Genomic DNA, 12,308 nt, shown 5'->3' with positions numbered 1-12,308 from the left:
CGTTCACCGCCCCGGTTTCAGTTGCCGGCGAAAACGCTCGGTCTTGTCCCATTTCAGTTCGCGGCGCAACGCGGCGTCGAGCACGAGCCCCCAGAGCGCGGACACCACGGCCGCGATCGTCACGCAAAAACCGACCACGTTGACCGGCACGAGCCGCAGGCGCGTCGCGCGACCGTCGAGCCGCGCGGCGACGACGATCTCGAAGAACACGCCGAAATTGCCGAAGGTGCTGAACGCGAACAGCGCGAACAGCGACACGAGCAGGCCGAGCGCCGTCGAGTTGACGCCATTGAGCAGATAAAGCGTGATCGCGGTGCCCCACGCGATCGCGAGCAGCGCGGGCATCAGGAACACGCCGAGCAGCAGCGCGCCGTCCAGCCGGCAGCGCCGCGAGATCAGCGGATTGCGCAACACCGGACCGAGATAGCGCAGCAGCGTCTGGTTGTGCCCCTTCGCCCAGCGCGTCAGTTGCCGCGCGCGCACTGCCCAGCGCTCGGGCACTTCCTCGTAGCATTCGGCGTGATTCAGGTAGACCGTGCGCCAGTCGCTCAGCAGCAGGCGATAGGTCATGTCGGTATCCTCGGCGAGCATGTCGTCGCACCATCCGCCGACCGCATCGAGCGCGCCCTTGCGGATACCGCCGACCGTGCCGCCGTACTGCGGCACCAGGTTCAGGTTGTTGCGCGCTTGCTGGTTGACCTGATAGCCGCCCGCGCGCTCGAGATCGAGGAGCCGCGCGAGCAGATTGCTGTCGGCGTTCTGCGGCACGACGCGGCCCATCACCGCGCCGACTTCCGGATCGAAGAACGGCGCGACGAGTTCCTTCAACAGCCCGGGACGCGGCAGGTAGTCGGCATCGAACACCACCATGATGTCGCCGCGGATCAAGCGCAGCGCGTCCTTCAGCGCGGCCGCCTTGCCCGGCTTGCCGCTCTCGCGATGAAACGGCTTGATGAGCTCGGGCGCCAGCGCGCGCACCTCGTCGATCAGCGCGCGCGTGTTGTCGGTCGAACGGTCGTTGACCGGAATGATCGTCAGCCGGTCGTGCGGATAGGTCGTCGCGAGCAGCGCCATCAGGCAATCGACGACGACGGCTTCTTCGTTGTGCGCGGCGACGAACACCGTGAGCCGCGGCCATTCGCCGTGGGTCACCGCCCGATAAGGCGCGTGCTGCGGCTTGAACAGACGGTCGAGACTGAACACGTAATGTCGCGCCGCATAGACGCAGGTCAGTAGCGTGAACAGCCACAGGTAGGCGACACAGGGAATCAACAGCACGTCGGGATCGAACGTGGCCTGCACGGTACGGGCCGGCACCGGGCCGAGCAACGCGTCCGCATCGGTCGACGCGCGCACCGCGAGCGGCGCGGCACCGGCATAGGCGGCGCTGCGCTCCGCCGCGCCGGCGGCAGGCATGCCGATGCGCACAGCGTCGGCGAACGGCCGCAACGCGGTGTCGTGCACGACCTGCGAGCAGGCCAGCACGATCAACAGCAGGATGCCCTCGACGCAGAGCGACACCGTCCGACGGTTCTTCATGTCCTGCCCCCGTGCCGGCGACGGCGGCAGCCGAGCGCTTGCGCCCGGGCCGTGCATCGCGCGGATGTCAATGGGAAGCGGCCGCACGTTCGTCGCGCAAGCGCGGGCGTCTTCCGCGCCGGACGAACGTGTCCTGCCGCTTTCCGGATTCGTTGCTTTGGCGTCCCTGCCCGTCTGCTGTCGTTGGAACACGTCGGAACGCGCCTGTCCGCCCAGAACAAGCAAGCGGCGAGCCATCGACCGCCGCGCCCCGTGCGGCAAGGACCCACGATCAGGCGGCGGGCGCGGCCGGGGCCGCGGCCGAGTGTTTTTGATTCACCGGCGAATCAGCTTTTGGCACGGCATGTGCGGTCGGCATCGCGATTCGTTCGCGTTGCGCGGCGAATCGTCTGTTCATCGCACGTATGCCGCCTCGCGCGCGTCGGCTTCGAGACGCGATCCGTCGCGAATCGTCATCGCACGGGCCATGTCCGGAAAACGTCCGCGCCGACGCTGCCGCGCGCGCCGGAAGGCCGTCATGCGTGCATACCCGCCGCATTCCGGCCGCGCGTTACAGATACGCAACATTTCGCGCCTGTCGGCTCGAGCAGCGCGCGCGATGCGGCACGACGGGCAAATCATTTCTCCGTGACCCGATCCGGACAATCGGCGACACGCCTTTCATTGCCCAGACAAAATTCGCATGTCGAAGCGATTCAATGCGCTTCGAACGATGGATGCCGTTCGAGCGGTAATCGACGCTCGATCCGCGCCGCCGTGCTTCGCATGACGCGACCGCACTGCTCGCGCGAATGGGCGCCCGTTTATCTGCATCGCACCCTTGCGCCGATCCGGCGTCCGTAGCAGTTGTGAAACGTTCCGTAACGAACCGCGCGTGCCGCGCGAATCGGACCCGGACGCAGGGGCCGCTGGTTTGAATATTGCTGTATGGAAAGCGGGATCGCCTTCCCGGTGCGCCGGCGCGCAGCGACGCGAATCGTGTGACGGAAGGACGTGGCGATCGACACAATGAGGAACGCTAATGACGTGATTGACGAGATGCAAGGGGACGTCCGTAGTCCGACGATTGCGCGGCGGAGACCGCGCGGACAAGAACGGTGCGCTCGCCCCGCCGCGCCGCTGAATGTCGTGCGGCCGACGCCGGCCGGCGTCGGCCGCATGCGGAACGGGACGAGTCGCCTGCAACCAGGTTTGGCGCCAGGTGCCGGGTCTTCCGGCGCGAAGATGCTCAACGAGGATAACGATGAAGAAGATCTTGCTTGTATTCGGGACTCGGCCGGAAGCCATCAAGATGGCGCCGCTCGTCCGCGCACTGAAGTCGCGCAAGGATATCGACGCCCGCGTATGCGTGACCGCCCAGCATCGGGAGATGCTGGATCAGGTCCTCACGTTGTTCGACATCAAGCCAGACTACGATCTCAATCTGATGCGCCAGAGCCAGACGCTGACCGACGTGACGACCGGCATTCTTCAGGCGATCGGGATCGTCTTCGACGACTTCCGCCCCGACGTCGTCCTGGTGCACGGCGACACGACGACGACGCTGGCCGTCAGTCTCGCCGCGTTCTACCGCTATCTGCCGGTCGGGCACGTGGAGGCGGGCCTGCGCAGCGGCGATATCTGGTCGCCGTGGCCGGAGGAGCTGAATCGCCGCGTGACCGATGCGGTGTCGTCATGGCATTTCGCGCCGACGGGTCAGGCGCGCGACAACCTGTTCAGCGAAGGCGTGCCGGTTGGCGCGGTCGTGATGACGGGCAACACCGTGATCGATGCGCTGCACGACGTCAAACGCATGCTCGACCACGATACCGTGCTCAACGACAAGATCGCCGCGCACTTTCCCTTTCTCGATCCGTCCCGCCGCGTCGTGCTGATCACCGGCCATCGCCGCGAAAGCTTCGGCGAGCCGTTCCGGCATTTCTGCGAGGCGCTCTGCACGCTCGCGAACCGCTATCGCGATGCGCAGTTCGTCTATCCGCTGCACCTGAATCCGAACGTGCGCGAGCCGGCGCGCGCGCTGCTCGGCAGCGTGCCGAACATTTACCTGATCGATCCCCAGGAATATCTTTCGTTCGTATTCCTGATGTCGCGCTCGCATTTCATCATCACCGATTCGGGCGGCATCCAGGAGGAAGGGCCGGCGCTCGGCAAGCCGGTGCTCGTCACGCGCGAGACGACCGAGCGGCCCGAGGCGATTCAGGCCGGCACCGCGCGGCTCGTCGGCACGGACCGGGAACGAATCGTCTGGGAGGCGTCGCGGCTGTTCGACAGCGAGAGCGCGTACGAGGAAATGGCGCGCGCGAGCAATCCGTATGGCGACGGCCATGCGAGCGAGCGGATCGTTCACGCGCTGATGCATTCGCCGGGGGCGACCGCGAGTGCGACGAGCTTTTCGCTGGGCGCCGCGGAGATGCCGTTCAACGCGCTCACGCTGGGGCTGCAGGCGTTGCGGTCGCCTTGAATCCGGTCGGCGGGCGACAGGCCGACGGCTACCGTCCGCTACCGGACCACGGCATCGGCCATCGATTGCGCCTGCGCGATCAGCCGCGGGTAGATCCGCTGTGACACCACCTGCGTTGCAAAACACGCCTGCCGCGCATCCTCGGGCACGCGCCCCGCGCCGCATGCCAGGATCGGGCGCAGCGTCACGCTCTTCCACTGGATATAAACCCGTTCGCCCTGCCGGACCGACACGGCCAGCGTGTTCGGCCCGTCCGGCACGCCGTCCTGGCTTTCGCCGAGCAGCCACGCCTTCACCACGCCGTCGGCCGGCTGCCGCTTGACGGGCAACTCGGCGAAGCGAAACGCCGCGGCGTCGTCGCCGAATACGTCCGTGTAAAGCGTTTCATTGTCGAGAATCGCGGCCACGTCGTCCGTCGGCTTGATGCCCGCATCCGCCGTGCTCGCCCACGCCTTCAGCAGCGGAACCGTCGTCACGACGAGATTCGTCTTGCCGTCGGCCGACTTGAAGGCCAGCCCGTCCGGCCCCGGCGGCATCCCGTCGACGGGGCCGACGCTCTGCACCGTGCCCGCCGCCTTCGCGGCAAACCCTTTCGCCCGGACCGTGCCGATGAGCCTCGCGAGCCGCGCATTCACGTCGGCCGTGTACTGCTGGTCGACACTCGGTCGATCGTCCGTTCGCGCCGCGGCCACGGCCGCCGCGGCCTTCTTCCGATACGCAAGATACGAATCTGCCGGCGATGCGATCACCTTCGCCCCAACCGCGCCGAGCACCGCCGCGACCACCACCGCCCCTACCCCGATCTTCAGTCTTGAAATGCGCTTCATTTTTATGACGTTGACGAATCCCGCGCCGACAGCGAAAACGTCGGCCGCGATCCCGCGGCCGACGCCCCTCAGAAGCGCATCATTCTAACGTCGCGCGCGCGTCATTCATCCACCTTGAATGCCGATACCAGCTGCGTCAGTTCCGCCGCCTGCTGCTTCAGGCTTTCCGCCGCCGCCGCGCTTTCCTCCACCAGCGCCGCATTCTGCTGCGTCATCTGATCGAGCGACTGCACCGCGTCGCCGATCTGGTCGATGCCGGCGCTCTGTTCCAGGCTCGCTTCGGCGATCTCGCTCATCATCGCGCTGACGCCCTGCACCTGCGATACGACGTCGCTCATCACCTTCCCTGCCTCGCTGACGAGCCGCGACCCGGCGTCCACCGTCCCCGCGCTGTGTTCGATCAATGCCTTGATTTCCTTCGCCGCCTGCGCGCTGCGCTGCGCGAGATTGCGCACTTCCGACGCAACGACCGCGAACCCGCGGCCCTGCTCGCCGGCGCGTGCGGCCTCGACCGCAGCGTTCAGCGCGAGGATGTTCGTCTGGAACGAGATGCTGTCGATCATCACGATGATCTCGGAGATGCGCTGCGACGCATCGCTGATCTGCTCCATCGTCGTCACGACTTCGCCCACGACGTGCCCGCCGCGCATCGCCGCAACGGATGCGCCGGTGATCAGCTTCGCGGCCGTCGTCGCGGTTTCGGTGTTGTTGCGCACGACCGCCGTGATTTCCTCCATCGATGAAGCCGTCCGCTCGAGGTTGCTCGACTGCCCTTCGGTCCGCTCGCTGAGGTCCGCATTGCCCGACGCGATCTGCGCGGACCCGGTCGCGATCGACGCGGACGCCGCGCGAATCCGGTGAACGAGCGTCGACAACGACGACACGAAGCGGTTGAACGCGTCCGACAGCTGGCCGATCTCGTCCTCGCTCTCGACCGTCATCCGGCGCGTCAGGTCGCCCTGGCCGCTCGCGATCTCCGACAGCAGCGTCGCCGCGCGGCGGATCGGCGCGGCGATCGCGCGCCCGACCAGCCAGATCACGACCAGCGCGACGCCGAGGCCCGCGACCGCGGCGACCAGCGCCGCGCTGCGAATCGCACGCGTCACCGGGCCGAGCAGTTCGGCCTGCGGCACTTCGACGACCACGTACGCATTCAGCTCCGGAATGAACGACGTCGCGATGAAGCGCGCACCGCCGTCGCCGTCGTAGCTCAGGTACGCATACGGCTGGCCGGCCAGCAGCGTCGACGATGCATCGCCGGGCAGCCCCGGTTCGTCCTTCAGGAAGTGCTTGCCGTCGATCAGCGACGTATCGCGATGCATCATGATCGCGCCGTCGGGCCGCACGAGGTATGCGAACCCGGTATCGCCGATCCGGTACGCGGCGATGCCCTTCGCGAGCGCGTCGACGGACAGGCTCATGCCGGTCGCGCCGACCGGCGTGCCGTCGAGTTCCACGCGGCTGTTGATGAACATCATGTAGCCGCCGGCCGTAACCTCGCGGTCCATGTTAACGTCGTAGGTCTTGCCCGATGCGAGGAAGGTCGCGAGCCACCGATCGTTGTCGGTGACCTTCCGCTGCAGGCCGGCCTCGTTGTAGTAGTTGCCGCTCTTCACGGACACCCACTGCACGGACGCCGCCTTCTGCTCGTCCTTCACGTTCCTCGCCAGCTGGATCCAGTTGCGCGTGCCGGCGTCGGGCTCGCCGTCGGCTTCCCATTGCAGCAGGAACGCATCGCGGGCAAGGACGCGCGATGCGGCGATCGGCCCGGCCAGCTGCCGCTGCACGTCGGCGCGGATGCCGCTCACGGCCGTCGGCAGCCCTTCGCGGACGACGCGCTCGCGCACGGCGTTGCCGATCAAACGGACACTCAACCCGCTCGAGATCGCGACGAACACGAGCAGGCAGCTCGTCATGCTGAGAATCAGCTTGTTCTGAATGGACAGCTTGCGCCAGAAATGCATGGGGAACCCTCGATAACCGCTCGGTCTGAGCCAGCTTGGGTTATCGGCAGGCGCGCGCGGAATCGCATCGCCGGGTTCACATGTTCGTCATGCGAGATCGGATATGTCGTTGGCGGGTAACCGTCGCGCGCCTGGCGAGGTTCGCACGCTCAATATGCGACGAAGATGGTCACGCGCCGGTTGCGCGCCCTGGCGGCCGCATCGTCGCCCGCGACGAGCGGCTGCGTATCGGCCCGCCCGATCGCGGCGAGCCGGTGCGGGGCGACGCCGCGATCGGCCAGATAGCGCACGACGCTGCCCGCCCGCGCGGACGACAGCTCCCAGTTCGATTCGTATTTCGCATTCGCGATCGGCACGCTGTCGGTATGCCCTTCGACGAGAATGTCGCCGGTCGCATGTTCGCTCAGCGCCTGCGCGATCTGGCCGAGCACCGGCGTCGCATCGGGCAGCAAGCGTGCGTCGCCGACGTTGAACAGAACCTTCGCGTCGATGCCGATCTCGATGCCGTGCGGCGCGCGCACGAGCGAGATGCGGCCGCTCGACTTCAGCGCGTCGAGCGATGCCAGCCAGGCGGGTGCAGGCTCGGGCATCGCCGCGCCGGGCGCGCTGGCGGTCCCGCTGTCGTGCCGCGCGAGCGTCTGGTAGCGCGCGTCGAGCGCGTTGTATTTCGCGAGCTGCAGCACGTACAGCGCGAGAAACAGCACCATCAGCGTCGTGATGAGATCCGCGTAGGAAATCAGCCAGCGTCCGGATTGCGTGCCTTCGCCTTCGTCGTCGCGATCGGCGGCGAGCGAGCCCGCCCGCGCGCCGTCAGTTCGGGCGGTCATGTCGAAGCTCCCGGTGCGTCATGCGAGGGACTCCGCCGCGCGGCCGCGCACGTCGCCGGTCAGCCGCGTCTCGATCGTATGCGGCGATTCCTTGCGCGAAATCGCGAGCAGGCCGTCGAGATACAGCTTGCGGAAACGCAACTCGCTGTCGATCTGCGCGCGCAGCTTGCCGTAGAGCGGCAGAAACACGAGGTTCGCGAACGCGAGGCCGTAGAGCGTCGCGATGAACGCGACCGCGATGCCCGGTCCGAGCTGCGCCGGTTCGAGAATATGGCTCGTCACCTGGACCAGCCCGAGCACCGAGCCGAGAATGCCGAACGTCGGCGCATAGCCGCCGGCCTGCTGCCACACGCGCGCGGCCGCGAGCCGGCTGCGCTCGTATGCGTCGAGCTCGCGGTGCAGCGCGTCCTCGAGCACGGCGGTCGACACGCCGTTCGCGAGCAGTTCGAGCCCGCGCCGCGCGAACGGATGGATACCGCTCACGTCCATCGATTCGAACGCGAGCAACCCGTCGAGCTTCGCGCGATCGCCCCACTCCAGCAGGTCGGTCAGGTGCTTGCGGTCGACCTCCTGCGCACGCACGAACGCGAGCCGCAACTGTTTCACCGCATCGAAGAACCGCGCCCACGTGTTCTGGATCATCACCGCGCCGAGCGTACCGCCGAGCACGATCACGAGCGCCTCGAACTGGAACAGCGTCGAAAAATTTCCGCCTTCCAGTGCGAAGCCGAACACGATGGCCGCGCCGCCGAGCAGCACGCCGGCCAGGGTCAACAAGTCCATGGGTGTCTCCGTCGGGTTGCGCGTCACGCGTCGGATGAAGCCAGCGGCATGGGTGCCGCGCCTGCCGCCGGCGCCTTGGCCGCGCGCACGGCATCGAGCACGCGCCGTTCGATCTCCTCGATCTCGATCGGGTCGAGCTTCAGCTCGCGGCGCATCACCCACGACACCTCGTTGCGCCGCGCTTCCGTCATCACGGAGAACAGCTTGTCGGCCACCGCGCGATCGTCGAGGCTCGCGATCAGCTTCGCGAGATCGTACGTATCGAATGCGCTGATCACGTCGAACAGCGTGCGCTGGTCGACCCACACGATATCCTCGAGCGCGCGCACGTCGCCGCCGGCGCGCGGGCTGCGCCGCGAGAAATACGCGACGCCCTTCTGCTCGACGTAACCGAGCACCTTCGACTTGCGGAACGCAAACACCTCGTCGGCGATCTCGCCGTGCGACAGCTTGTTGAGCAGCAGCTTCCGGTCGACGCCGATCAGCGCTTCGAGATCGGCCAGCTCGATCAGTTCCAGCTCGCTGTTGATCGACAGGTCGAGATCGTGATCGGCGACCTGCTGCGCGCGATCGACCACGCGCGCGGCATCGAACGTGACGACCTGGCGCGCATCCGATGACGCCGTGTAATCGGCCGTGCCGCCGGCATGGTCCGCCTGCGCGGCTTCGATCGTGACGAGATTGAGCTTCTCCATGCGGCGCAGCATCGCAAGCACGTGCGGGCGCGAATGGCCGGCGATCGCGCGACAGCGGCGAATCACGTCCGCGAGCGGCACCGATGCCTCGGCCGCTTGCGCCTGCATCGGCCGCCGCGACCACGCGTCGTCCGATCCGCGCGTGTCGGCGCCCGCCATCAGCGACAGCACATGCGCATACGACAGCACGCCCGGCATGAAATCCGCGTGCGTATAGGTCGCGAGCTGGTCGTCCTTGCGCTTCACGCGCCGGATCATCGTGCGCACGACATGACGGAGCAGCGCGGACACGTGCTCGATTTCCTCGTCGAGCAGCGTGGCCGGCACGACCGTGAGCTGACAGAACGACAGCGCCTTCGCCGTATGCGCGCGCGGCTCGGAAGCGAGCAACGCGGATTCGCCGAAGAACTCGCCGCGCCCGAGCGTCGCGACGACGACACGCTTGTCTTCGCAGCGCGTCGACAGCTCGACCTTGCCGTCGGCGATCAGAAAGATGACGGGCTCGCCGGCGAAGCCCTCCGAGTAGATGATCTCGCCGGGCGCGGCCGTACGCGTCCAAGATTGCTGACGGTTCAAGTTGGTTCCCCTGCTGCGCTGGTTGTTGCGGACTGCGCGTCGCATGTCGCATGCATGCGATCGACAGTCGTCCCCGTGCCCGTTTAACGTCATCGGCGCCGGCATCCTTTAGGGAATTCGTCCTCGTTTCCAGCGAAAATCAACGTAAAACGTTTGCGAGTTGCGCAGTTGCGGCGGCGGTTCGTTTCGATGGACGTGCCGGCGTCCGATTCAACGCACGAAGGTGCGTCGCGCGTCAGAACTCCATGTCCAGTTCGTCGATGTCTTCGTGCTCCGCTTTCGCGGCATCGATCCACTCCGCGACGAACGGATGCGCGAGGATGCGCATGCAGTACTCGGCGATATCGGGTTCGAGTTTCACGTCGTAGGTCAGGAATCGCGTGACGACCGGCGCGTACATCGCATCGGCGACGCCGATCCGCTCGCCGAACAGCCAGGGGCCGCCGTACGCGTCCAGACAATCGCGCCAGATCGTCACGATGCGCTCGATGTCGTGCTGCGCACGCGACCAGATCCGGAAACCGGGGAAATGCGCGCGCAGGTTCATCGGCAGCGCGGAGCGCAGTGCGCTGAAACCGGAATGCATCTCGCCGCAGATCGACCGGCAATGCGCGCGCGCATGCCGGTCGTCCGGCAACAGCCGCGCCTGCGGCCGGATTTCGTTCAGGTATTCGGCGATCGCGAGCGTGTCCCACACCGTGCTGCCGTCGTGCGTCAGGCACGGCACGAGGATCGACGGCGACAGCAGCAGCAACTCCGCGCGCGATGCCGCGTCGATCGGCACGCTGACGGTCTCGAACGCGAGGCCGCTCAGCCTCGCGAGCAGCCAGCCGCGCATCGACCACGACGAGTAGTTGCGGCTGCTGATGGTCAACGTCGTCCGCCCGGTAGCTTCCATGTCGCTCTCCCGCTGATTGCCGTTCGTGCCCCTGCACCGAAAGCGCACGCCGCGCCACGCGAACCGCACCACGCCAGTGCGGCGCGTTCGCCGAAGTGGCGCACCGCCGCCTGGTGCAAAGGCACGGCCGTTACCCCGAACCGCAGCGGCAGCGCGCGGCGTTCGGTCGCCCGGCTGCACGGGGACCGCATGTATCGCCGTGTCCGTCGCCGCGTTCGAGAACCGCGTGCAACGCGCGTGCCAGCCGCCTGCTGGCACACGGCTTGCCTCGCTCCATGCAACGTGACGCAACGAGCGACGGACATGAACCTGCTTGCCTATCCGTACTACCAATGGTCTGCGGAATGCCTGCGCCCGGCGCGCGCATGGGCGGCCGTCACGCGCGCGACGATGTCACAGTGGCCGGCCGCCACGTCGACGCCGACGGGACGCATGGTCGACGCGCTGTGCGAACTGCTCGAATGTTGCGCGTTCTCGCACCGGCGCCCGCCGTTCGGCATCGCGTCGGTCGTCGTCGACGGCGAATCGGTGCCGATCGTCGAGGAAGCCGCGGCGGCCACGCCGTTCGGCACGCTGCTGCATTTCCGCAAGGCGCGGCCGGTTGCGCGCCAGCCGCGCGTGCTGATCGTCGCGCCGATGTCCGGGCATTTCGCGACGCTGCTGCGTGGTACGGTCGCCACGATGCTGGCCGATCACGACGTGTACATCACCGACTGGCACAACCCGCGCGACATCCCGCTTTCGGCCGGGCGATTCGGCTTCGACGAATACGTCTGGCACGTGATCGATTTCATTCACCAGATCGGCCCGGACGCGCACGTGCTCGCGATCTGCCAGCCGACCGTCGCCGCGTTGTCGGCGGTCGCGCTGATGGCCGCCGCCGGCGATCCGACCCAGCCCGCGAGCCTGACGCTGATGGCGGGGCCGATCGACTGCCGCGTGAATCCGACGAAAGTCAACGCGCTCGCCACGAGCCGGCCGATCGAATGGTTCGCGCGCAACCTGATCAGCGTCGTGCCGACCGGCTTCGTCGGGGCGCAGCGTTGCGTGTACCCGGGCTTCGTGCAGGTCGGCGCGTTCATGTCGATGAATCCCGACCGCCATGCCGCTTCGTTTGCCGACCTCTACTACGAGCGTGCGAAAGGCGACCCCGCGAAAGCCGACACGCTGCGCCACTTCTACGACGAATACTTCGCGACGGCCGATCTCACCGCGGAGTTCTATCTGGAAACGGTCGAGAAAGTATTCCAGCAATACGCGCTCGCGCGCGGCGAGCTGCTGGTCGGCGACCGGTTGGTGGAACCGGCCGCGATCCACCGCACCGCGCTGCTGACGATCGAGGGCGAGAAGGACGACATCTGCGCCGTGGGCCAGACGATGGCCGCGCAGGAGCTGTGTTCGGGATTGCCGCCGTACCTGAAAACGCACCACGTGCAGACGGGCGTGGGCCACTATGGCGTGTTCAACGGCAGCCGTTGGGAAACGCAGATCTATCCGATCGTGCGGGCGACGATCCATGACAACGAGCCGTACGATCGCACCGCCGATACGGACGGCGGCGCGAGCGGCGCGCACTACGTGACGCTGCGGTCATTGCTCGACGCGCGCGCGGCCGATCGCGATGCGGCGGCGACCGCGACGCAATCCGATCGCGTGCACTGAACCCGCGCGGTACGGCAGCGATCGGCGCGGCACGTCGGCGTTGAAAACGAAGCGCCCCGCACGGATGGCGGGGCGC

The 12,308-nt window shown here is 67.2% G+C and carries 9 protein-coding genes; 2 read left to right on the top strand and 7 right to left on the bottom strand.

What is annotated here, in order from left to right; genetic code table 11:
* Positions 1–3: 3 nt before the first annotated feature.
* Positions 4–1,539 carry a glycosyltransferase family 2 protein gene (locus WS45_RS10795; protein ID WP_059700560.1) on the bottom strand — a complete coding sequence of 512 codons (1,536 nt, stop codon included), beginning with the start codon at positions 1,537–1,539 and terminating at the stop codon, positions 4–6.
* Between the two features lie 1,243 nt (positions 1,540–2,782).
* Between WS45_RS10795 and wecB the strand changes: the two genes are divergently transcribed.
* Positions 2,783–4,000, top strand: coding sequence for a non-hydrolyzing UDP-N-acetylglucosamine 2-epimerase (wecB, locus tag WS45_RS10790; protein ID WP_059531786.1), 1,218 nt, complete (start codon positions 2,783–2,785; stop codon positions 3,998–4,000).
* A gap of 38 nt (positions 4,001–4,038) precedes the next feature.
* Here the strand turns inward: wecB and WS45_RS10785 are convergent, their stop codons facing one another.
* The 6 genes from WS45_RS10785 to WS45_RS10760 all read right to left on the bottom strand — a co-directional run bounded on the left by WS45_RS10785 (position 4,039) and on the right by WS45_RS10760 (position 10,570).
* Positions 4,039–4,827: a hypothetical protein gene (locus tag WS45_RS10785; protein ID WP_059699777.1), complete on the bottom strand. Its 789-nt coding sequence runs from the start codon at positions 4,825–4,827 to the stop codon at positions 4,039–4,041.
* Positions 4,828–4,928: 101 nt separating this feature from the next.
* Positions 4,929–6,791, bottom strand: a complete 1,863-nt coding sequence (locus tag WS45_RS10780; protein ID WP_059699775.1) for a methyl-accepting chemotaxis protein — start codon at positions 6,789–6,791, stop codon at positions 4,929–4,931.
* A 149-nt stretch (positions 6,792–6,940) separates the two neighbouring features.
* Complete coding sequence (locus tag WS45_RS10775; RefSeq protein WP_059699773.1) at positions 6,941–7,618, bottom strand: OmpA/MotB family protein; 678 nt, start codon at positions 7,616–7,618, stop codon at positions 6,941–6,943.
* A gap of 18 nt (positions 7,619–7,636) precedes the next feature.
* Positions 7,637–8,401 carry a flagellar motor protein gene (locus WS45_RS10770; protein ID WP_059699772.1) on the bottom strand — a complete coding sequence of 255 codons (765 nt, stop codon included), beginning with the start codon at positions 8,399–8,401 and terminating at the stop codon, positions 7,637–7,639.
* 23 nt (positions 8,402–8,424) lie between these two features.
* A complete protein-coding gene (locus WS45_RS10765) occupies positions 8,425–9,672 on the bottom strand; it encodes a Crp/Fnr family transcriptional regulator (protein ID WP_059700558.1) in 1,248 nt (415 codons plus the stop codon).
* A gap of 235 nt (positions 9,673–9,907) precedes the next feature.
* A complete protein-coding gene (locus WS45_RS10760; RefSeq protein ID WP_059700556.1) occupies positions 9,908–10,570 on the bottom strand; it encodes a glutathione S-transferase family protein in 663 nt (220 codons plus the stop codon).
* A gap of 303 nt (positions 10,571–10,873) precedes the next feature.
* On the opposite strand from WS45_RS10760, the gene WS45_RS10755 reads away from it, so the two are divergent.
* Positions 10,874–12,232, top strand: coding sequence for a polyhydroxyalkanoate depolymerase (locus WS45_RS10755; protein ID WP_059699771.1), 1,359 nt, complete (start codon positions 10,874–10,876; stop codon positions 12,230–12,232).
* Positions 12,233–12,308 lie beyond the last annotated feature (76 nt).

This window comes from Burkholderia sp. RF2-non_BP3 (assembly GCF_001522185.1).
Taxonomy (GTDB): Bacteria; Pseudomonadota; Gammaproteobacteria; order Burkholderiales; family Burkholderiaceae; genus Burkholderia; species Burkholderia diffusa.
This window is presented reverse-complemented; position numbering and strand designations above follow the sequence as displayed.

Coding starts and splice junctions, on each gene's coding strand:
- WS45_RS10780 (WP_059699775.1), bottom strand. CDS start 6,791: ATGCATTTCTGGCGCAAGCTGTCCATTCAGAACAAGCTGATTCTCAGC.
- WS45_RS10755 (WP_059699771.1), top strand. CDS start 10,874: ATGAACCTGCTTGCCTATCCGTACTACCAATGGTCTGCGGAATGCCTG.
- WS45_RS10760 (WP_059700556.1), bottom strand. CDS start 10,570: ATGGAAGCTACCGGGCGGACGACGTTGACCATCAGCAGCCGCAACTAC.
- WS45_RS10770 (WP_059699772.1), bottom strand. CDS start 8,401: ATGGACTTGTTGACCCTGGCCGGCGTGCTGCTCGGCGGCGCGGCCATC.
- WS45_RS10795 (WP_059700560.1), bottom strand. CDS start 1,539: ATGAAGAACCGTCGGACGGTGTCGCTCTGCGTCGAGGGCATCCTGCTG.
- WS45_RS10785 (WP_059699777.1), bottom strand. CDS start 4,827: ATGAAGCGCATTTCAAGACTGAAGATCGGGGTAGGGGCGGTGGTGGTC.
- WS45_RS10775 (WP_059699773.1), bottom strand. CDS start 7,618: ATGACCGCCCGAACTGACGGCGCGCGGGCGGGCTCGCTCGCCGCCGAT.
- wecB (WP_059531786.1), top strand. CDS start 2,783: ATGAAGAAGATCTTGCTTGTATTCGGGACTCGGCCGGAAGCCATCAAG.